This is a genomic window from Cupriavidus sp. 09_S30 (assembly GCF_056930435.1).
Window position 1 is genome coordinate 3,140,012 of sequence record NZ_JBXOWI010000001.1, and the last position, 20,747, is coordinate 3,160,758.

The 20,747-nt window shown below is 67.9% G+C and carries 21 protein-coding genes; 11 read left to right on the forward strand and 10 right to left on the reverse strand.

What is annotated here, in order from left to right; genetic code table 11:
- Positions 1–192: 192 nt before the first annotated feature.
- From ppk2 to xseA, 4 genes are all read right to left on the reverse strand, one after another.
- Positions 193–1,107 (reverse strand): polyphosphate kinase 2, encoded by a 915-nt coding sequence (gene ppk2, locus AC1Z3O_RS14740; protein ID WP_483516443.1) that lies wholly within the window; start codon positions 1,105–1,107, stop codon positions 193–195.
- 81 nt (positions 1,108–1,188) lie between these two features.
- A complete protein-coding gene (locus AC1Z3O_RS14745) occupies positions 1,189–2,244 on the reverse strand; it encodes a transporter (RefSeq protein ID WP_483516444.1) in 1,056 nt (351 codons plus the stop codon).
- A gap of 238 nt (positions 2,245–2,482) precedes the next feature.
- Positions 2,483–3,064 (reverse strand): superoxide dismutase [Fe], encoded by a 582-nt coding sequence (gene sodB, locus AC1Z3O_RS14750; RefSeq protein ID WP_483516445.1) that lies wholly within the window; start codon positions 3,062–3,064, stop codon positions 2,483–2,485.
- 133 nt (positions 3,065–3,197) lie between these two features.
- Positions 3,198–4,583, reverse strand: coding sequence for an exodeoxyribonuclease VII large subunit (gene xseA, locus AC1Z3O_RS14755; RefSeq protein WP_483516446.1), 1,386 nt, complete (start codon positions 4,581–4,583; stop codon positions 3,198–3,200).
- A 1,019-nt stretch (positions 4,584–5,602) separates the two neighbouring features.
- Here xseA and AC1Z3O_RS14760 point away from each other — a divergent pair.
- The 7 genes from AC1Z3O_RS14760 (at position 5,603) to AC1Z3O_RS14790 (ending at position 11,050) form a co-directional block, all read left to right on the forward strand.
- Positions 5,603–6,223 carry a MotA/TolQ/ExbB proton channel family protein gene (locus AC1Z3O_RS14760; RefSeq protein WP_483517613.1) on the forward strand — a complete coding sequence of 207 codons (621 nt, stop codon included), beginning with the start codon at positions 5,603–5,605 and terminating at the stop codon, positions 6,221–6,223.
- An 18-nt stretch (positions 6,224–6,241) separates the two neighbouring features.
- The gene (locus AC1Z3O_RS14765) at positions 6,242–6,673 is read left to right on the forward strand and encodes an ExbD/TolR family protein (RefSeq protein WP_483516447.1); all 432 of its coding nucleotides are present in this window, start codon (positions 6,242–6,244) and stop codon (positions 6,671–6,673) included.
- Between the two features lie 183 nt (positions 6,674–6,856).
- Positions 6,857–7,963, forward strand: a complete 1,107-nt coding sequence (gene lpxK, locus AC1Z3O_RS14770) for a tetraacyldisaccharide 4'-kinase (RefSeq protein WP_483516448.1) — start codon at positions 6,857–6,859, stop codon at positions 7,961–7,963.
- Positions 7,944–8,132: a Trm112 family protein gene (locus tag AC1Z3O_RS14775; protein ID WP_483516449.1), complete on the forward strand. Its 189-nt coding sequence runs from the start codon at positions 7,944–7,946 to the stop codon at positions 8,130–8,132. Before lpxK ends, AC1Z3O_RS14775 begins: the two co-directional genes overlap by 20 nt.
- Before the next feature lie 10 nt (positions 8,133–8,142).
- The gene (gene kdsB, locus AC1Z3O_RS14780; protein WP_483516450.1) at positions 8,143–8,952 is read left to right on the forward strand and encodes a 3-deoxy-manno-octulosonate cytidylyltransferase; all 810 of its coding nucleotides are present in this window, start codon (positions 8,143–8,145) and stop codon (positions 8,950–8,952) included.
- 405 nt (positions 8,953–9,357) lie between these two features.
- Entirely contained in the window at positions 9,358–10,023 is a 666-nt protein-coding gene (gene adk, locus AC1Z3O_RS14785; RefSeq protein WP_483516451.1) for an adenylate kinase, read from the forward strand.
- Positions 10,024–10,291: 268 nt separating this feature from the next.
- Positions 10,292–11,050 carry a 3-hydroxyacyl-CoA dehydrogenase gene (locus AC1Z3O_RS14790; protein WP_483516452.1) on the forward strand — a complete coding sequence of 253 codons (759 nt, stop codon included), beginning with the start codon at positions 10,292–10,294 and terminating at the stop codon, positions 11,048–11,050.
- 34 nt (positions 11,051–11,084) lie between these two features.
- Here the strand turns inward: AC1Z3O_RS14790 and AC1Z3O_RS14795 are convergent, their stop codons facing one another.
- The gene (locus AC1Z3O_RS14795; protein WP_483516453.1) at positions 11,085–11,888 is read right to left on the reverse strand and encodes an MmyB family transcriptional regulator; all 804 of its coding nucleotides are present in this window, start codon (positions 11,886–11,888) and stop codon (positions 11,085–11,087) included.
- Between the two features lie 218 nt (positions 11,889–12,106).
- On the opposite strand from AC1Z3O_RS14795, the gene AC1Z3O_RS14800 reads away from it, so the two are divergent.
- Positions 12,107–12,865: a class I SAM-dependent methyltransferase gene (locus AC1Z3O_RS14800; RefSeq protein ID WP_483516454.1), complete on the forward strand. Its 759-nt coding sequence runs from the start codon at positions 12,107–12,109 to the stop codon at positions 12,863–12,865.
- A 46-nt stretch (positions 12,866–12,911) separates the two neighbouring features.
- Here the strand turns inward: AC1Z3O_RS14800 and AC1Z3O_RS14805 are convergent, their stop codons facing one another.
- Positions 12,912–13,118 (reverse strand): type II toxin-antitoxin system VapB family antitoxin, encoded by a 207-nt coding sequence (locus AC1Z3O_RS14805; RefSeq protein ID WP_483516455.1) that lies wholly within the window; start codon positions 13,116–13,118, stop codon positions 12,912–12,914.
- 135 nt (positions 13,119–13,253) lie between these two features.
- Positions 13,254–14,159 carry a LysR family transcriptional regulator gene (locus AC1Z3O_RS14810; RefSeq protein WP_483516456.1) on the reverse strand — a complete coding sequence of 302 codons (906 nt, stop codon included), beginning with the start codon at positions 14,157–14,159 and terminating at the stop codon, positions 13,254–13,256.
- Between the two features lie 96 nt (positions 14,160–14,255).
- Between AC1Z3O_RS14810 and AC1Z3O_RS14815 the strand changes: the two genes are divergently transcribed.
- Complete coding sequence (locus tag AC1Z3O_RS14815; protein WP_483516457.1) at positions 14,256–15,278, forward strand: bile acid:sodium symporter family protein; 1,023 nt, start codon at positions 14,256–14,258, stop codon at positions 15,276–15,278.
- Positions 15,279–15,607: 329 nt separating this feature from the next.
- Here the strand turns inward: AC1Z3O_RS14815 and AC1Z3O_RS14820 are convergent, their stop codons facing one another.
- Both AC1Z3O_RS14820 and tsaE read right to left on the reverse strand, forming a co-directional pair.
- A complete protein-coding gene (locus AC1Z3O_RS14820) occupies positions 15,608–17,113 on the reverse strand; it encodes an N-acetylmuramoyl-L-alanine amidase (RefSeq protein ID WP_483516458.1) in 1,506 nt (501 codons plus the stop codon).
- The gene (gene tsaE, locus AC1Z3O_RS14825) at positions 17,107–17,619 is read right to left on the reverse strand and encodes a tRNA (adenosine(37)-N6)-threonylcarbamoyltransferase complex ATPase subunit type 1 TsaE (RefSeq protein ID WP_483516459.1); all 513 of its coding nucleotides are present in this window, start codon (positions 17,617–17,619) and stop codon (positions 17,107–17,109) included. The genes AC1Z3O_RS14820 and tsaE overlap by 7 nt, the downstream gene beginning before the upstream one ends.
- 16 nt (positions 17,620–17,635) lie before the next feature.
- Between tsaE and queG the strand changes: the two genes are divergently transcribed.
- Positions 17,636–18,862: a tRNA epoxyqueuosine(34) reductase QueG gene (gene queG / locus AC1Z3O_RS14830; protein ID WP_483516460.1), complete on the forward strand. Its 1,227-nt coding sequence runs from the start codon at positions 17,636–17,638 to the stop codon at positions 18,860–18,862.
- 158 nt (positions 18,863–19,020) lie between these two features.
- On the opposite strand, the gene AC1Z3O_RS14835 is transcribed toward queG, so the two are convergent.
- Positions 19,021–19,914, reverse strand: a complete 894-nt coding sequence (locus AC1Z3O_RS14835; protein WP_483516461.1) for an AEC family transporter — start codon at positions 19,912–19,914, stop codon at positions 19,021–19,023.
- A gap of 183 nt (positions 19,915–20,097) precedes the next feature.
- Here AC1Z3O_RS14835 and AC1Z3O_RS14840 point away from each other — a divergent pair, with 183 nt between their 5' ends.
- Positions 20,098–20,715 (forward strand): chalcone isomerase family protein, encoded by a 618-nt coding sequence (locus tag AC1Z3O_RS14840; protein WP_483516462.1) that lies wholly within the window; start codon positions 20,098–20,100, stop codon positions 20,713–20,715.
- Positions 20,716–20,747: the final 32 nt, after the last annotated feature.

Sequence of the window (20,747 nt, forward strand, 5' to 3'; positions counted from 1 at the left end):
GTGTTATCCAGCACGTCGCCGTTTGCAAGCGCCTGCCCTCTCCCCCGGCCCCTCTCCCGCAAGCGGGAGAGGGGAGCAAACCGTCGCGGGGCGAAACCCAGCGCGCTTGCCGAAGCCGGCAGGATGCGCCAAAACCAATCGCCAAGCATAGCGTCTTGGCTCCCGTGCCCCGTCGATTTACCCGTTCCCTACTCAATACACTTCCGGCACGATCATCTCCGCTGGCACCGGCTGCCGCACATAGTCCTTGCGCCGCTCCCGCGCAGGCAGCACCACGTCGACGTGCTCGGTGTCCTCGTAGGGCATCTGCCCCAGCAGATGGTGAATGCAGTTGAGCCGCGCACGCCGCTTGTCCACCGCCTGCACCACCCACCACGGTGCTTCCGGAATGTGAGTGCGTTCGAGCATCACTTCCTTGGCGCCCGTGTAGTCTTCCCAGCGCCGGCGCGATTCCAGGTCCATCGGGCTGAGCTTCCACTGCTTGAGCGGATCGTGGATGCGAGCGAGGAAGCGCAAGTGCTGCTCGTCGTCGGAAATCGAAAACCAGTACTTGATGACCTGGATGCCCGAGCGCACCAGCATGCGTTCGAACTCCGGCACGGAGCGGAAGAACTCTTCGTACTGTTCGTCGGTGCAGAAGCCCATCACGCGCTCCACGCCGGCGCGGTTGTACCAGCTGCGGTCGAACAGCACGATCTCGCCGGCCGCGGGCAGGTGCGAGACATAGCGCTGGAAATACCACTGGGTGCGTTCGCGGTCATTGGGCGCGGGCAGCGCCGCCACGCGGCATACGCGCGGGTTGAGCCGCTGCGTGATGCGCTTGATCACGCCGCCCTTGCCGGCGGCATCGCGGCCTTCGAACAGGATGACGACCTTGTGGCCGGTGGCCACCACCCAGTTCTGCAGCTTGACCAGCTCGCCCTGCAGCCGGAACAGTTCGCGGAAGTAATGGTGCCGCGCCTCGCGCTCGGCGTCATCCGGTCCGGCATTGGCTTCGCTGAGCGACTCCGTCGGCCGGTCTTCCATCTCGAGCTCGATTTCCTCATCGTAGTGGTCGGCCATCTCGCGGTAGATGCGCCTGACCAGCGCCTCGTCAGCTTGTTCCATCGTTTTTCTCCAAGAGTTGGCGTCGGGTCTCCTCCGATGGTAACAGCCGAAGATGTCGGCTTTATGACACACGGGACACACTCAATTCCCGCTCCGCCGGAACGCCCAGCGCCCCGCCAGCACGGTGAAGGTGGCCACCAGCACGACCAGGATCCAGAAGCCGTGCGGGTGGTCGCCCAGCGGAATGCCGCCCACGTTCATGCCGAAGAAGCCGGCCACGATATTGATCGGCAGCGCCAGCACGGTGACCAGCGTCAGCGTGAACAGCGTGCGGTTGGTCTGCTCGTTGAGCTTGGCGGCGATCTCTTCCTGCAGCAGCTTGATGCGCTCGACCAGCGCGGCCAGGTCGTTGAGCACCAAGGAGAACTCTTCGGTGGAGGCGCGCAGCTCCAGCAGGTCGTCCTCGTGGGCCCATTCCGGTGGGCGGTTCAGCAAGCGGAATAGCGCGCCCGGCTCGGGCGCCAGCAGTCGCTGCAGCCGCACCAGGCCGCGCCGCATCGCACCCAGTTCGGCACGATTGCCTTGCAGGCGCTGCGACAGCAACTGGTCCTCGACCTTGTCGACGCTGACGCTGGTTTCGCGCACGATCTGCACCAGCACGTCGGCCTGGTCGCGGAACAGGTGCACCAGCACCTCCAGCGGTGAGCGGAAACGCTCGCCGGCGCGCACCGAGGCGCGCAGCCGGTCCACCGAGCGCAGCGGCTTGGCGCGCGCCGTCACCAGCAGACGGCGGTCGGCGCTGGCCCATAGCGTGGAGATATCGGTGGAAGCGACACCGAAGTTGTAGATGACGTCGTTCACCACGGCCAGCAGCGAGCTGTCGAGCCGCTCGATGCGGGTGGAGCTGGAGCCCTGGCGCAGCGCCTCGAAGAAGTCCTCGGGCAGGCCGAGCTGGGTCCGCAGCCAGCGCTCGCAGGCGCTGTGGGACAGGTTGAAGTGCAACCAGACGAACTCGTTGCCGACACCTTCCTGCGGCTCTCCTTCGCCGTGCCGGTCCGCGCGCGCCCCATTCAGCCAGGCCGCGGCGGCGGCGGCCGAGTCGATCTCCTGTCCGGCCTGCCCGGGGCGGAAACGGAAACCGCTGACGAGACCCACCGGGTCCGAGCCATAGGTGGATTCGACCAGGCCTGCTTGCATATCGGCATCTCGTAAAACACGATGCGCCACCTTAGCACGAGCCGATGACAGGCCGTTGCGCGCGCCCGACTAAGCGCTGGCGCGAGGTGCCGGAGGGCGAGGTTTGCTGCCGGCGAAACTACGGCGGAAAGGCAGCAGCAGAAAGACAACGCCCCGGCCATCTTTCGATGCCGGGGCGATGATGCGATGCATCGCAGGTGGATCAGGCGGAACACCGCCGATCCACGTGCGAAAAGGATCAGCCAGCGAAGTTCTTGCTGACGAAGTCCCAGTTCACGATGTTCCAGAATGCCTCGACGTACTTCGGACGGGCATTGCGGTAGTCGATGTAGTAGGCGTGTTCCCACACGTCGCAGGTCAGCAGCGGCTTGGCGTCGGTGGTCAGCGGGGTGGCGGCGTTCGAGGTGGAGACCAGGTCCAGCGAACCGTCGGCCTTCTTGACCAGCCAGGCCCAGCCCGAGCCGAAGGTGCCCACGGCGGTCTTGGTGAACTCTTCCTTGAACTTGTCGAAGCTGCCCCACTTGGCGTTGATGGCGTCGGCCAGTGCGCCGGCCGGTGCGCCGCCGCCGTTGGGCTTCATCGAGTTGAAATAGAAGGTGTGGTTCCAGACCTGGGCGGCGTTGTTGAAGATGCCGCCGGACGACTTCTTGACGATCTCTTCCAGCGATGCGTTCTCGAACTCGGTACCCTTGATCAGGTTGTTTAGGTTCGTGACGTAGGTCTGGTGGTGCTTGTCATGATGGAACTCCAGGGTCTCCTTCGAGATGTGCGGAGCGAGCGCATCATGTGCGTAGGGAAGCGGGGGGAGAGTATGTTCCATTGTTCTGTCTCTGAGGTTGTGGGTCAGGAATAAAGGATTGTAGGGGACTTGCCAGACCCGCGCAAACGCGCCCGGCAATGTCCCTGCGGCCGTATCCATCGCGTGGGGCGCCGCTGCCTCCGCCTCGGCGGCCTCAGAAGTCGGACAGTTTGGGCTGCACGCTGGCGATCGCCACATCGGCCACGCCTTCGGCCAGGTGCGTCTCCACCACGCTGCCGGCGCGCAGCTCGGACGGCGAGCGCAGGGCGCGGCCGCGCGTGTCGAGCAGCACCGCATAGCCGCGCTCCAGCGTGCGTTGCGGCGCCAGCAGCTCGAGCGCGCCGGCGGCGCGATGCAGCCGTTGCGCGGCCCGCTCCTGCCCGCGCTCGGCCGCGGCCTGCATGCGCATGGCGAGCCGGCCCAGTTCGGCACGTGCGGGCGTGACATCCGGACGCGCCGCCGCCCAGCGCATGCCGAGCAGCTGCTGGCGATGGCGCCGTGCCACCATGGAGTCGCGCAGCGCCGCGCGCAGGTGACGGGCAAGGTTGTCCAGGCGCACCCGATGTTCCTGCAACTGCGCCTGCGGGCTGCGCAGGCGGCGCGCGAGCCAGTCCAGGTGCTGGGCGCGGCGGTCCATGCCGCTGCGCATGGCGCGCGTCAGCAGGTCGCGCTCGCGCGCGGCGTGGCGCAGCAGTTGGGCGCGGTCGGGACTGACCAGTTCGGCGGCGCCGGTGGGGGTCGGCGCGCGGACATCGGCAACGAAATCGGCGATGGTGAAATCCGTTTCGTGGCCGACGCCCGACACCACCGGCAGCACGCTCGCCGCCACGGCGCGCGCGACCACTTCCTCGTTGAAGGACCACAGGTCTTCAATGCTGCCGCCGCCACGGCACAGGATCAGCACATCGCACTCGGCCCGCGTTCCGGCCAGCGCCAGCATGGCGGCGATCCTCTCGGCGGCGCCGGCGCCCTGCACCGGCACCGGGTAGACCACCACCGGCACATGCGGCGCGCGCCGGCGCAGCGTGCTCAGCACATCGCGCAGGGCGGCCGCCTGCAGCGAGGTCACGACACCGATGGCGCGCGGATGCGCGGGCAGCTGGCGCTTGCGTTCCGGGTCAAACAAACCCTCTGCGGCCAGTTTTTCCTTGAGGCGCAGGAAGGCTTCGAACAGGCTGCCGACCCCGGCGCGGCGCATCGCCTCGACATTGAGCTGGACTTCGCCGCGCGCCTCGTACATCGACACCAGGGCCCGCACCTCGACGGCCTCGCCTTCGCGCGGCGCAAAGTCGACATGCTGGTTGCGGCCACGGAACATCACACAGCGGATCTGCGCGCGTGCGTCCTTCAGGGAGAAATACCAGTGTCCGCTGGCTGCCCGCGTGAAGTTGGAGATCTCGCCGCGCACCCAGGCCAGCGGGAAGCTGCGCTCCAGCAGGGTGGCGATGGCGTGGTTGAGCTCCCCGACCGGAATCACGTCGCGCCCGCCGGCGGGCGCAGGGGACCGCATTTCGCGCGGGAAGTTCATGGGTTCAGGCATGCTTGGAGCCCTCGTAAACGGCGGGAAGTGGACATGTCCACAGCATAACGGGTCTGTCAAGTAGGTGGCGGAAATGTGACATGACTTACCCGGATTCCGCATGGAATTCCACAAGCCTTTGATTCTAATGAGGATTCAGCTATGCCAAAAATTAGGCAAGTTAAGCAAATTCCTTATGCGTCAACGACTTACCGGGCACACTCAAGGCTTGTTCACAAAGTTATCCACAGTATCTCTGGAAAACCCTAATACGCCGGCGCGCGGCCGGTGGAAAAGTCGGGAATGGCCTCCGGCAGGCGCCGCGAACGCCGCGCGCCACGTGCGGCAAACGATACGTCACCTCGACGAGATGGCGGCGGGCAGATTGCCCATTTTTTGGGCGGCGACGGCCAAACGTATACCAATCAAGGACTTGCCTCGCCCCTCCCCAAGTTATCCACAACCCGTCCACAGCACTATCCCTTACCGGTGTGGAAAGCCGCCCGGCCAGCGCCGGGCGGTCCAACCCCGGCTCGCCGACGGGTGTAGCGCCAGCGCTGCACATTTTTTAAGCAGAGGCATCACATTCCTTATCAATCAACAACTTAGACGGCTTCTCCGAAGTATTTCCACAACCGATCCACAGCACTGTCCCGCTGCCATGTGGAAATCCGCCACCATGGCGGGGCAAACCACGGCCGGGTGGCCCATCCGCCCCTCGGCCGGCGGATCGCAGACGGCTCCCGACCTCCCGCAGGGCACCGATGCCAGTTCTGCCCATTTTTTAGGCAGGAGTGCACTTTCCTTTCCATATCAATGACTTAGCGTGCTTTTCCGGTGGCTTTCCACAATCCGTCCACAATCCTGTCCCTGTCCTGTGTGGAAAGCGTCGCCCCGCGCAGCGATGCGTGCCGCCGACACTCGCTCACGCCAGCTTGCCCGCCATCTTGGCGCGCGTTAGAGTTGCGCCTGATTTTTCGAGAACAGCCGGCACACGACAGATGGCCGGCGTCATCCAGCAGTCGTTTCCGGGGTTCCACGTGTTTTCCATCATTCAAGCGGCCGGCTGGCCGATCTGGCCCTTGTTGCTGGCCTCGGTGCTGGCGTTGGCGCTCATCGTCGAGCGTTTCCTGAGCCTCAAGCGCAGCAAGGTGCTGCCCCCCAAGCTCTACGACGAGGCCCTGGCCGTTGCGCAGCAACGCCGCGCCACGCCGGAAGCGGTCAACACGCTCGAGCAGAGTTCGCCGCTGGGCCGCGTGCTGGCGGCCGCGCTGCGCCATGTCGTGCTGCAGCCCCAAACCTCGCGCGACGCCGCCAAGGAAGTGGTGGAGGAAGCCGGCCGCGCAGTTGCCCACGAGCTGGAGCGCTACCTGAACGCACTGGGCACCATCGCCTCGGTGGCGCCGCTGATGGGGCTGCTGGGCACGGTGATCGGCATGATCGAGATCTTCGGCAGCCAGGGCGGCACCGGCGCCAATCCCGAGCAGCTCGCCCACGGCATCTCGGTGGCACTGTACAACACGGCGCTGGGCCTGATCGTGGCGATTCCCGCACTGATCTTCTGGCGCTTCTTCCGCCGCCGCGTCGACGATTACGTGGCCGAGCTGGAATTCCGCGCCACGGCCTTCCTCGACGCCATCCTGCCGCAGCGCCGCGCCTAATACCGGAAACCTGCCGCCATGCGCTTCCGTTCCCGCCAGCGGCGCGAGGAGCCGGAGATCAACCTGATCCCGCTCATCGACGTCTTGCTCGTGATCCTGATCTTCCTGATGATCACGACCACCTACTCGCGCTTCACCGAACTGCAGATCCAGCTGCCGACCGCCGATGCCGACCGCGCCCAGCAGCGCCCCGCGGAGATCGTGGTCTCCGTGTCCTCGCGCGGGGTCTACGCGGTCAACAAGGAAGTACTGGAATTCAAGGACGTGACCAGCCTGGCCGACCACCTGCGCAGCGCTGCCGGCCCGGCCGGCACCGGCCAGCCGCCGGTGGTGATCGTCAATGCCGACGCCCAGGCCACCCACCAGGCCGTCATCAATGTGCTGGAGGCTGCGCGGCTGGCCGGACTGCCGCGCCTGACCTTCGCCACGCAAAGCCAGCAGCCACGCTGAGCCCGCGCGAGGGCGGGCGAGCGGGCCCGGCAGTGCCGGGCTTGCAGCATGCGCCGCGCAATGCCCATAATGATTAAGGTCGCCGTGCCCGTATCCGGTGCGCGGCGCCGCCCCGCCCGGCCTCGCGCGTTCCGCACGCGAAGGAGCCGGCCCCTTCCCTGCCACCCTCCTGCCCGCCGCGCCATGCCCGTTCCCCGCCACGCCCTTGCCGACTTCGTCACCGCCCAGTGGCAGCGCCGCGGCTGGTTCGCCTGGCTGATGTGGCCGCTGTCGCTCCTGTTCGGCGTGATCAGCGCCGCGCGCCGGCTGGCGTTCCGGCGCGGCTGGCTGCGCTCGACGCGGCTGCCTGTGCCGGTGGTGGTGGTCGGCAACGTCACGGTGGGTGGCACCGGCAAGACGCCGGCGGTGATCGCGCTGGCGCAGGCGCTGCAGGAAGCCGGGCTGCGCCCGGGCGTGGTGTCGCGCGGCTATGGCGTGACGCTCAAGCATCCGCGCCGCGTCAAGGCCAGCTCGCAGGCCGCCGACGTCGGCGACGAGCCGCTGCTGATCGCGCGCAGCGCCGATGTGCCGGTGTGGGTCTTTCCCGACCGCGTGGCCTGCGCCCAGACGCTGCTGGTCGGCCATCCCGGCGTCAATGTGCTGCTGCTCGACGACGGCCTGCAGCACTACCGGCTGCAGCGCGATTTCGAGATCGTGATGTTCGACACCCGCATGGGCGGCAATGGCTTCCTGCTGCCCGCCGGCCCGTTGCGCGAGTCGCTTTCGCGACGGCGCGACGCCACGCTGATCAACGATCCCGACTTCCGTGCCTCGCCCGAACGGCCCGAGGTCTACGGCATGCGCCTCGAGCCAGGCGATGCCTGGCAGCTCAAGGACCCCGGCATGGCACGCCCGCTTGCCGATTTCGCCGGCCAGCGCGTGCTGGCTGCGGCAGGCATCGGCAACCCCGAACGCTTCTTCGCCAGCCTGCGGGCGGCCGGCCTGGCGCCTGCCACGCTGCCGCTGCCGGATCACTACGACTTCGTGATCGACCCGTTCGGCGACAACGAAGAAGCGCGCGCCGCCGACGCTATCCTGATCACCGAGAAGGATGCCGTAAAATGCGAGCGCTTCGACGACCCGCGCATCTGGGTCGTCCCCACCACGCCCGTGATCGACGCGGGCCTGATCGACAAGATCCGCCGCGCCGTGGCGGCGCGCGCACAGGCAGCCGCCCCGGCCGCCGCCGCGGCCGTAGCGTCGGCGGAAAGCCACACCAAGGAACACCGAGATGGACAACCGGCTGCTTGAAATCCTGGTCTGCCCCCTTTGCAAGGGCAAGCTCGAATACGACCGCAACACCCAGGAACTGATCTGCCACGCCGACAAGCTGGCCTACCCGATCCGCGACGGCATCCCTGTCATGCTGGCCGATGAAGCCCGCCAGACGGTGCCCGGCCGCGTAGTGAATCCCGAGTGAGCCTCGTGCCATGAGCATCCCCGCCTTCACCGTGGTGATCCCGGCGCGGCTGGCCTCGACGCGGCTGCCCAACAAGCCGCTGGCCGACATCGGCGGCAAGCCCATGATTGCGCGCGTTGCCGAGCGCGCGCATGCGTCGTCGGCGCGGCGCACCGTGGTGGCCACCGATGCCGCCAGCGTTGCGCAGGCCTGCCAGGCACATGGCGTGGAAGCGGTGCTCACGCGCGCCGACCACCCCACCGGCACCGACCGGCTGGCCGAAGTGGTGACGCTGCTCGGCCTGTCCGACGATGCCATCGTGGTCAACGTTCAGGGCGACGAGCCGCTGATCGCGCCGCAGCTGATCGACGAAGTGGCCCTGCACCTGGCGGCGCACCCCGACTGTGCCATCAGTACGGCCGCGCATCCGCTGCACGAGATTGCCGAGGTCTTCAACCCGAACGTGGTCAAGGTGGTGTGCGATGCCGCCGGCCGCGCGCTCTATTTCTCCCGCGCGCCCATTCCCTGGGCGCGCGATGCCTGGAGCGGCGTGCCCGGCCAGCCCGCGGCCACCGCCCAGGTGCCGCTGCCGGCCATGCCGGTGCTGCGCCATATCGGGATCTACGCGTACCGGGCCGGCTTTCTGCGCCGCTTTCCGGCCCTGGCGGCGGCGCCGGTCGAGCAGACCGAGGCGCTGGAGCAGTTGCGCGCCATGTGGCACGGCGAGCGTATCGCCGTGCTGCAGACCGACGCCGCCCCCGCGCCGGGCGTCGATACCCAGGCCGACCTGGAGCGCGTACGCGCGCTGTGGGCCGAGTCGATGGCGCAGGAAGGCCCCTGACCCAGGCCCCCGGCGCCGCGCCCCGGGGCGCGCGCGGCATGCGCGCGCCATACACGAAACCCGGTGCCGGCACCTGTATCCAGCGCAAAGATTGCGGTCAGCACAGCTTAACTCCTTTGCACAGGCCGATTTCGCGCTCCCTCGTGGCATAATGCTTGACCATACAGAGCCGCCAGTCGCCGGGAGCGATCGGACAAGGCTCGGTGGGGAGATAGAGATCGAGCCAGTTCGGCGGCGTCGGCCCCTGCCCTTGCGGCAGGCCGCGGGCGTACCGACCGTCACCTGACCTGAACCCGATGCGGCCCGCGGCACCAGACCCGTGGTAAGCCCTGCGTCAAGTTCCGGCGTTATCCTCAGTCTTGATTCCCCCTGCCTGACCAGATTCAAAACTCTGAGGACCCGTAAATGCGTTTGATCCTGTTGGGCGCACCTGGCGCTGGCAAAGGCACGCAAGCCAAGTTCATCTGCGAGAAGTTCGGCATTCCCCAAATCTCCACCGGCGACATGCTGCGCGCCGCGGTGAAGGCGGGCACGCCGCTGGGCGTGGAAGCGAAGAAGGTGATGGACGCGGGCGGCCTGGTATCGGACGACATCATCATCGGCCTGGTCAAGGATCGCCTGCAGGCGGACGACTGCAAGAACGGCTACCTGTTCGACGGCTTCCCGCGCACCATCCCGCAGGCTGAAGCCATGAAGGAAGCCGGCGTGGCGATCGACTACGTGCTGGAGATCGACGTGCCCTTCGACGCCATCATCGAGCGCATGAGCGGGCGCCGCGTGCACGTGGCCTCGGGCCGCACCTATCACGTCAAGTACAACCCGCCCAAGGTCGAGAACGTCGACGACGAGACTGGCGAGCCGCTGATCCAGCGCGACGACGACAAGGAAGAAACGGTGCGCAAGCGCCTGGACGTCTATTCGCAGCAGACCCGCCCGCTGGTGGACTACTACTCGGACTGGGCCGCCAAGGGCGATGCCAAGACCAAGGTGGCTCCGCCGCAGTATCGCAAGATAGAAGGCCTGGGCAGCGTGGATGACATCACTACGCGCGTGTTCGCGGCATTGAAGTAAGCGCGGCCCTTCCCCGCACACCAGAAAAAGCGACCCGTACGGGTCGCTTTTTCTTTGGGCGGTGTTAGGGGTTCGGTACTAGGCAGCGGCTTGCGCCGCAGATCGCTCCGCGTCTCGTCGGCACACCCCCTTGCGCAATGCGCGCCGCCCCGTACAATACCCAGGCATTGACGTTTACGTAAACGTCACAGGAAACGTCACTGCCGGCCGGACCCGCAGGATCCCAAGCAGCAAACCCGAGACGCCAAGCAAAAGGAAGAGACAGCAAATGGAAATCCGCGATAACGCATTCATCGTCACCGGCGGTGCCTCCGGACTGGGTGCCGGCACCGCACGCATGCTGGCCGAGGCCGGCGGCAAAGTGGTGATCGCCGACCTGAACGAGGCTGTGGGCAGCGCGCTGGCGGCCGAGATCGGCGGCCGCTTCGTCAAGTGCGACGTCACCTCGGAAAGCGATGGCCAGGCCGTGGTCGCCGCGGCGCAGGCACTGGGGAAGCTGTCCGGCCTCGTCAATTGCGCCGGCATCGCCACCGCCGGCAAGACGGTCGGCAAGAACGGCCCGCTTCCGCTCGACCAGTTCGACAAGACCATCCGCATCAACCTGGTGGGCACCTTCAACATGATCCGCCTGGCAGCCGCCGCCATGGTGCAGAACGCACCCAACGGCGAAGGCGAGCGCGGCGTGATCATCAACACCGCCTCGGTGGCAGCCTTTGACGGCCAGATCGGCCAGGCCGCCTACGCCGCCTCCAAGGGCGGCGTGGTGGCCATGACGCTGGCCATCGCCCGCGACCTGTCGCGCGACGGCGTGCGCTGCGTGACCATCGCCCCCGGCATCTTCGAGACGCCGATGCTGCTTGGCATGCCGCAGGAAGTGCAAGACGCGCTGGGCCGCTCGGTCCCGTTCCCGCCGCGCCTGGGCCGGCCGGCCGAATACGCCAAGCTGGCGCGCGCCATCCTGGACAACACCATGCTCAATGGCGAGGTGATCCGGCTGGACGGGGCCATCCGCATGCAGCCGAAGTAAGGCCAGCCAGGAAGGCCAACCAGGCCGGCCGTGTTCAGGCCGGCAGCAGCATCACCAGCATCAGCCCCGGCGCCGCCGCGGGCAGCAGCGTCAGCTGTTCAAAATGCAGCAGTCCGCGCGCCGGGTGGCGGAAGCCGCGCCGGCCGCCCTGCCGCTCCTCCACATCCTGCGACAGCCAGTCAGCACGAAAGGCCGCGCTGTCGCGCAGCAGGCCTTCGACCAGCGCCCGCGTCGGCGGCTCGTCCGCGTAGCGGATGCTGTGCGCGCGGAATTCCGCCACCAGCCGCGCCGCCCGGTGCGGCCAGTCTTCGACCAGCGCCTGCAGCGGCGCCGACAGGAACATCGCGCGCAGCAGGTTGCGCTCCTGGCTGGCGGGATCCAGCCAGCCGACGAACAGATCGGCCGCGGCCGCGTTCCAGGCCAGCGCATTCCACTGGCGGTCCAGCACATAGGCCGGCCCGGCAATGGCCCGTACGCTGGCGAGCACCGCCGGCGGCGCTTCTTCATCTCCGCTCAGTTGCGAATCGCGGCGGCCAGCCAGTTCGAACAGATAGGCGCGCTCGGCGCGCGACATCCGCAGCGCCGCTGCCAGGCTCGCCAGCGCCCGCGCCGACAGGGCGACCGCCCGGCCTTGTTCCAGCCAGGTCACCCAGGTCGCGCTCAGCCCGGCCAGTTGCGCCACTTCCTCGCGGCGTAGGCCCGGGGTGCGGCGTCGGCGCCCCGGCGGCAATCCGACCTCGGCTGGACTCAGGCGCTCACGGTGGGCGCGCAGGAAGCCGCCGAGCGCCGCTTCCCGGCTGAGGGGCACGGGCACGCCGGGCAGATCGGTGTCTGCCAAAAGTTCGGCGGCGCTGGCGGCGCTGGCGGCGCTGGGAGCGGGAACCGCGGGAGCAGGCGTGGATGGCTGCATGGCAGGCTAGTGATTCTTATACCAGGATAAATTGCTGACTTGTACCGGGAAACCGGCCTGCTTACATTAAGCCCAGGCCGTGCCGGCAGCAAGACCGGCGGCGCGGCGCACGACGCTCCACGCCCAACCCCACCCAGGAACCGACCATGCAACAACAAGAACTCGTCGCCTCGCAGTTCGGCGCCACCGCCAGCGCCTATCTCACCAGCGCCGTCCACGCCCAGGGCCCGGACCTGCCCCGCCTGGCCGCCGAGCTGGCCACGCTGGCGCAGCCGCGCGTGCTCGACCTGGGCTGTGGCGCCGGCCACGCCAGCTTCGCCGCGGCGCCGGTTGCCGCCGAAGTGACGGCTTACGACCTGTCCGAGGACATGTTGCGCGTGGTGGAACAGGCCGCGCGCGACCGCGGCCTGGCCAATGTGCAGACCCGCCACGGCGCGGCGGAGGTACTGCCGTTCGAGAACGCGGCCTTCGACGCGGTGATCTCCCGCATGAGCGCCCACCACTGGCGCGACGTGCCAGCCGCGCTGCGCGAGGTGCGCCGGGTGCTGGCACCGCGCGGCAAGGTGGTGCTGATCGACATCGCCGGCTCGGTGGACCCGCTGTGCGATACCTGGCTGCAGTCGGTCGAACTGCTGCGCGACCCCTCGCATGTGCGCGACTACACCGGCCCGGCCTGGCTGGAAATGTTCGCTGAGGCGGGCTTCGAGGCCACGCTGTCACCGCTCTGGCGCATCGAGATCGAGTTCGACAGCTGGGTCAAGCGCATGCGCACGGCGCCGGTGGCGGTCGAGGCCATCCGCCATCTGTGGCAGTTGGCTCCGGCCGAGGTGAGCCGCCACTATCAGGTCGAGCCCGATGGCAGCTTCGCGCTGGAGGCGGTGATGGTTACTGCGGTGGTGCGCTAGCCGGCTTCAAGCCGGCAGGGAGCGGGTACGCTCCCAGCGCCCGCGATCATCGCGCAATCGGCGTGTCACGGCGCCGCGGCACATCGGGCATGTCCGGCATCGTGCCACCCAGGGCGGCCAGGCGCCTGGCCGCCTGCACCCGCACGAAGGTCCGGAGGGCCTCACGGAATAGGTCCGCCTTGTCCATCGAGGGATCGGCCAACTCCAGCGCCAGTGCGTAGAGTTCGTCGTCAATCGTGACCGTCGTTCGCATTCTCGCCCCCAGAATCAGGTTTGACGCCATCTTTCATCTAGATGCGCATCACATCAAGTGACTGCCACCTGGGACAGTGCTGAAACAGGGCCACAGCCTCCGCAGGACAATCCGCCGGCGCCGCCGCTTTCCGCCTCAACCCGCACCGGCATCGGCCGGCAACGGCAGCGTGTGCACCATCTGCCACACCGCCGCCGCCGCGGGCGACAGCGAGCGGTCCTCGCGGCGCACCATGACGATGCTGCGCTCCTCCCTTGGCACCAGCGGGCGCCACACCAGGGGCGAGGCCTCGGGCAGCGGCAGTGACAGGGAAGGCAGCACCGAGGCGCCGATGCCAGCCTCGACCATGCCGAACACGCTGGCCGAGTGGCCCAGTTCCTGCACCACCTGCGGCACGACGCCATGCCGCGCCAGAATACGGTCGATCAGGGGCCGGCTGCCCGAGGCGAAATCGAGCAATGCCAGCGGCACGCCATCCAGCGCGCTCCAGGGCACGGTGGCCGCCTGCGCCAGCGGATGGTCGCGCCGACAGACAAAACAGAAGGGATCGGTCGCCAGCGGCTCGATGGTCAGGCCCTCGCGCGCCTGCGGATCGACCAGCACACCGAAGTCCACGGCACCTGCGCGGATCTGCTCGAGACCGCCGGCCTGGACGTTGTCGCGCACCGACAAGCGGATCTCGGGGAACTGGCGCGCACATTCCGCCACATAGAGCGGCATCAGGCGCGCCGAGATGGTGGGCGCGCTGGCAATCACCACCCGCCCGCGATAGCGCTCGCCCAGCTGCCGCGTCTCTTCCAGCGTGTCGTCGAGCTGGCCCAGCAGGCGTTCGAGTGCCGGCACCAGTGCCAGGCCGGCGTCGGTCAGCACGACCTCGCGCGTGGTGCGGTCGAGCAGGCGGACGCCCAACACCTCCTCCAACTCCGCCACGCCGCGGCTGACCGCGGGCTGGGTCAGGCCCACCGCATCGGCCGCGCGGCTGAAACTGCCGTGAGCGGCCACTGCCAGGAAGACGCGCAACTGGCGCAGCGTGTAATTCATACGTTCAGCGCATCAATTGATTAGATAAATGAATTTGCATTCTAGACATCGATGGCGTCCAATACCAGCCAAACTCTCATTGCCGCCCCAGTCCCAATGTCCACGCTGCTTCTGCCCTTCAAGAAACTGTACGACCTGATCGATGGCTTCATCCTGGTGATGCTGACCGCCATCGGCATCGCGCTGCTGGCGCCCGAGATCGGCACCGGCGACGGCCCGCTGCACCTGGGCCTGGTCACCAACCTCGGCGTGGCACTGGTCTTCTTCCTGCACGGCGCGGCCTTGTCGCGCGACAAGCTGGTGGCCGGCGCGCGCCACTGGCGCCTGCATCTGTTCGTGCAGAGCTTCACCTACGTGGTCTTCCCCATCATCGGCCTGGCCTTGATGCTGGGCCTCGGCAAGGCGCTGCCGCCCGAGCTGCTGCTCGGCGTCTTCTACCTGTGCGCGCTGCCGTCGACCGTGTCGTCCTCGGTGGCGATGACGTCGATGGCCCACGGCAATGTGCCTGGCGCCATCTTCAACGCCACCATCTCCGGCCTGATCGGCATGCTGGTCACGCCCCTGCTGATGGGCCTGGTGATCAGCGCCAGCGGCGCCTCGATGCCGCTGGGCAAGGCGCTGATGGGCGTGGCGCTGCAACTGCTGCTGCCGTTCGCGCTGGGACAGCTCGCGCGGCCGCTGATCGGCAACTGGCTGGCCAAGAAGAAGCAGATCACCAACAAGATCGACCGCGGCGTGATCGTGCTGATCGTCTATTCCTCGTTCTGCGACGCGACGGCCGCCGGCCTCTGGCACAAGTATCACTGGCAGACGATCGGCAGCGTGATGGCGCTGGCGGCGGTGCTGCTGTTCGTGATCCTCGGCGCCACCACCTTCACCGCGCGCCGCCTCGGTTTCTCGGTCGAGGACGAGATCACGGCGGTCTTCTGCGGCTCGAAGAAGAGCCTGGCCAACGGCATCCCGATGGCCAAGATCCTGTTCGCCGGCCATCCTGCGCTGGGCCTGTTGGTGCTGCCGCTGATGGTGTACCACCAGCTTCAATTGATTGTCTGCTCGGTGATTGCGGCGCGCTATGCGGACCGGGATCAGGTTAAGGGTGCTGCGCCGGCGCGGGCGTGACGGGTTGGGGTGCGAGCGGTGGCTTCGGCAAGTGCGGCGGTTTGCTCCCCTCTCTCGCTTGCGGGAGAGGGGCCGGGGGTGAGGGCAGGCGCTTGCAAACGGCGACGTGCTGGATAACACCGACGGCTTCGTCTTTGCGTCGGCGTGCTGGACCACACCGCGGGCTTCGTTGTTCGTGGCGCCTTGCTAGACCACCCCTCACCCCGGCCCTCTCCCCATGAGGGGAGAGGGGGTCAAGACACTATGCTTGGCGATTGGTCTTGGCACATCCTTTCGGCTTCGGCTGGCGCGATGGGCCTCGCGCCAGCCGGTGTGCGCCCCTCTCCCGCTTATACCGACGGATTCTTCGACAACGGCGGATTACGCGAAAAATACCCGCGAATACCGCGCAGGATGGCATTGGCAAGCTGCTCCTGGTGGCTGTCGTCATTGAGCTTGCGCTCTTCCTCCGGATTGCTGATGAAGGCGGTCTCGACCAGGATAGACGGGATATCCGGCGCCTTCAGCACAGCGAATGCCGCCTGCTCCACGCTGCCCTTGTGCAGCCGGTTGACACCGCCGATCTCCGACAGCACCGCCTTGCCGAGCTGGAGGCTGTCATTGATCTGCGCCGTGGTCGACAAGTCCAGCAGCACGCGCGCGACCTGGGCGTCCTTGTTGCCCATGTTGGCGCCGCCGATCAGGTCGGATGAATTCTCCTTGTTGGCCAGCCAGCGTGCCGCGGTGCTCGACGCGCCGCGCTCGGACAGCGCGAACACCGAGGCGCCGCGCGCTTCGGGCGACAGGAAGGCGTCGGCGTGGATGGACACGAACAGGTCGGCCTGCACGCGGCGGGCCTTCTGCACGCGCACGTTGAGCGGGACGAAGAAGTCGGCATCGCGCGTCATCATGGCGCGCATATTGGGCTGGGCATCGATCTTCGCGCGCAGGCGCTGTGCGATCTGCAGCACCACGTCCTTCTCGCGCGAGCCCGCCGCGCCGATGGCACCGGGATCCTCGCCGCCATGGCCTGGATCGATCGCCACGGTCAGCAGCCGGCGCATCTTGAAGGGGCGCTCGGACGGGATATTGGCCTGGGCCACCGGGGGCGGTGTCACGGGCGCCGCCGGTGCGGCGGGCGCAGGCGCGGGTGTAGGCAGGAGCGGCTTGGTCCTGGCCGCTGCCAGCGGCGGCAGCGGCGGCACGGCCGGGCCTTTCTCGTCGAAGCGCCGCACCAGGGCGCCGATCGCGTCTTCCTCGGCGCCGGCGCTGGAACCCGCCACGCCGTCCGCGCCCTGCTGCGGCGGGGTCTCGGCGAAGCGGCGCTGCTTGTCCTCGGTCTCCCGCACCAGCTTCCACAGCGGGTCGGGCGGGTTGACCGGGTACAGGTCGAACACCAGGCGGTTGCGGTAGTTGCCGATCGGCGCCAGCGTAAACACCTGCGGCGAGACGTCTTCCTTCAGGTCGAATACCAGCCGGACCACGCGCGGCCGGTTCTGGCCGACGCGCACGCTCTGGATATAGGGGTCGTTCGGGGTAACCTTCGCCACCAGTTCGCGCAGCGTGGGCGAGAGGTCGAGACCATCGACGTCCACCACCAGGCGGTCCGGGTTGTGGACCATCGTGTGTGTGGCGGCCAGCGGCGCATCGGACTCGATGGTGACACGCGTGTAGTCCTCGGCCGGCCACATGCGCACGGCCACGATGCCGGCGCCGCGCGCGATCTGCGGACCGGCCAGCGTCAGCACCACCGTGCCGGCACCCGCCTTCAGGCATTGCGCCATCCATTTGCGGCGGGCCAGCAGCAGGCCGTCAGGTCCATCGGGTCGGTCGGTGGCGAGTCGCTTGATCAGCATGCGTTCAGCAAGGTAAGTCCAGTGGGAGTATAGGCGCGCAGCACGGCGACGCGGCCCTCGGCCGCCACATCGGCCGCCGTCGTGTCCGTTTGAAGCAACAGGTGCAGGTCTGGTTCCCCGAGCAGGCGGCCTGCCTTCTCGGGCCATTCGACCAGGCTCAGCGCCGGTTCGGCGAAGCAGTCGCGGAAGCCGGCATCGATCCATTCCTCCGGATCGGCGAACCGGTACAGGTCAAAGTGGTAGACCGTCAGCGGCGAGCCGTCGGCGCGCGCCACGTGATAGGGCTCGCACAGGGTATAGGTGGGACTGCGCACCTTGCCCGCGTGACCCAGCGCGCGCAGGATGGCGCGCGAGAGCGTGGTCTTGCCCGCGCCGAGGTCGCCGGAAAGCTGCACGTGGATGGCCTGGGCAGGCAGCGCGCGCGCCGCTTGCGCGAGCGCGCTGCCCAGCGCGGCGGTGGCTGCCTCGTCGGGCAGGGGCAGAATGCGTTCTTCAAGCAGGGGCATTGCGTACAATTCAGGGATGATCGACCGAGTCGCAGAAGCGCCAGCCGCCTCTTCCTCATGCGCCGCTGGCACGCCGGCGGCACTCCGCGGCAGCCAGGACGCCCCGCCGGAGCGCGCCGGCGCCGGCGGGCTGGAGACGCTTGTCCGCGACATCCGCGGCTGGGGCGCCGAACTGGGCTTCGACGCCGTGCGCATCGCCGACGTCGATCTCAGCCACGCCGAAGCCGGGCTGCTGGCGTGGCTGGCACAAGGCTTTCACGGCGACATGGATTATATGGCGAACCACGGCCCCAGGCGCGCGCGTCCGGCGGAACTGGTGCCCGGCACGGTGCGCGCCATCGTCGCGCGCATGCCCTACCTGCCGGCCGCCACCGGCGAGGGCTGGCGCCGCCAGGAACTTGACCGGCTGGACGACCCGTCCACCGCCGTGATCTCCCTCTACGCGCGCGGCCGGGACTACCACAAGGTCCTGCGCAGCCGCCTGCAGCAACTGGCCAGCCGCATCGAGGCCGCCATCGGCCCCTTTGGCTACCGCGTCTTCACGGACTCGGCGCCGGTGATGGAGGTGGCGCTGGCAGGCAACGGCGGACTGGGCTGGCGCGGCAAGCATACGCTGCTGCTCGACCGCGCCGCGGGCTCGATGTTCTTCCTGGGCGAGATCCTGGTCGACATCCCCCTGCCTGCCGACCCGCCCGAGCCCGGGCACTGCGGCCAATGCCGGCGCTGCATCGACATCTGCCCGACCCAGGCCATCCTGGCCCCCTACCGCCTGGACGCGCGCCGCTGCATCTCCTACCTGACCATCGAACACAAGGGCGCGATCCCCGAACCGCTGCGCGCGCCCATGGGCAACCGCGTCTATGGCTGCGACGACTGCCAGCTCGCCTGCCCGTGGAACAAGTTCGCGCAGCGCGCCACCCTGCCCGACTTCGACGTGCGCAACGGCTTCGACGCGCCCGACATGGTCGAGCTGTTCGGATGGAGCGAGGCCGAGTTCAACCGCAGGCTCGAGGGCAGCCCGATCCGGCGCATCGGGCATGAGCGCTGGCTCCGCAATCTGGCGGTGGGACTGGGCAACAGCCTGCGCGCGGCCACCGCGGCAGCGCAGACGGCCGATCCCGCGCTGGCGGCACGCATCCGCGCGGCGCTGGCGGCGCGCAGGGAAAGCGCCACGCCGCTGGTGCGCGAACATATCGACTGGGCGCTGGCGCAGGACGGCAACGCGCCCGGCGCAGCCCCGTAGTCCACTGAATCACTGAAATCGGTCGGTGCCTGCCATGCCATGCGGGCTCATCGCGTCGTTGCAAATGCTCGCAATAGCCGTGCTATTGCTGCGCTTTGCGCCTAGCGCTGATTCCCGCACGGCATGTCCTTCACCTCCCATTTCAATGATTCAGCGGACTAACTGACCAGCGCCAGCCAGAACGGCATCGTGAAGATGGCGCCGACCGTCATCGCCGAGATGGTGGCCGCCACCATCGGACCGTTGCCGCCCATGCGCACGGCCAGGATGTAGCAGCTCGACGCGGTCGGCAGCGCAGCATAAAGCACCACGATCTGCAACTGCAGATCGGTCAGCGGCAGGTGGCGGCCGAGCAGCCACGCGAAACAGGGCATGGCCAGCAGCTTGACCGCGGTCCACCACGCCATCGGGCCCACGGAACCATTAGCGGCGCGCAACTGCAGGCCTGCGCCGACCGCGATCAGGCCGAGTGCGGTGGAGGCCGAGCCCAACCGGTTCAAGGTCGTCGCCAGCACCTCAGGGGCGTGCAGGCCGAGCAGGTTCGTGGCCAGGCCGCCGGCCGTGGCGAGGATCAGCGGATTGCGCGCCAGTTCGCGGAGCAGCCGCGATTCGCCTTGGCGGGCCAGTGCCCACACCGCAGCGACATTGCACAGCGGCACGGTGCAACCCACCATCAGCGCCATCATTGCCAGCCCGGAACTGCCGCCCAACCGCGACGCCAGCGCCAGCCCGATATACGAATTGAAGCGGAAGGCCGTCTGCAGGCCGGAGGCGAAGCTGAGCGGCTCCGGACGCAGCACCCATTTGACGCCATAGCCGGCCACTATGCCGAAACCCAAGGTGAGCACAGCCAGGCCCAGCATGGCCGAGGTCGAGGAGAAATCGAACTCCGCGCTGTTCGTGGATTGCAGCAGCAGCGCGGGAAACAGCACGAAATAGACCAGGCGCTCGACGCCGGACCAGAAGACGCGATCGAAGGAGGTGTAGCGCACCAGCAGCCATCCGATCAGGATCAGGCTGAAGTCGGGCAGCAGCAGCAACGCGGAAGACATGTCGGCCTTGTTCTTATAGGTCGGCCGTGGGCGGCCGTGCGGACCTGGGCAGGCCCGGCAGGGGAGCGCACAGCCGCTGTTTCGAAACGTTGTTGCGGAATGTGCGCCCTAGGGCAGATACGGATAGGTATTGTTCCAGATTTCCGGCAGCATGGCACGCCTTGTCGTACCGTTTTCGTCGCAATGTTGTCCGGTAGCACCCCCTCCAAGCCGCTGCGCTCCAGCCGCCGCCTGCTTGCCGCGCTCTGCGCCGGCGCGGCACTGGGCCTGCTTGCGCCCGGCGCGGGCGCAGACACCATCGAGGGCCTGCGGCTGGACGACGCCGCCCGCGTCGGCGGCAAGACGCTGCAGCTCAACGGCGCTGGATTGCGCTCGGGCTTTTTGCTCAAGGGCTATGTCGCCGCCCTCTACCTGCCCGAAAGGGCACGCAACGCCGCCGTGGTGCTCGGCGCCGGCGGTCCCAAGCGCCTGCAGATCCGCCCGCTGCGCGAAGTGGAGCCGGATGCCTTCATCAAGGCGCTGAACAAGGGGCTGCGCGGCAATTTCAGCGAAACGCAGATGCAGAAGCTGAATGACCGCCTGACACAGTTCTCACGGACCATGAACCAGGTCGGCACCGCGCACAAGGGTGACGTGATCGACCTGGACTTCACACCCGACAACGGCATGGTGGTGGCGATCAACGGTACGCCGCGCGGGCGCCCGATCCCGGGCGAAGACTTCTATGAGGCCGTCCTGCGGACCTACCTGGGCAACAACCCGATGGACCGCGAACTCAAGCGCGGCCTGCTGGGCGGCTAACGCCGCCGGCCGGCCACCCCGGGAGCCCGCGG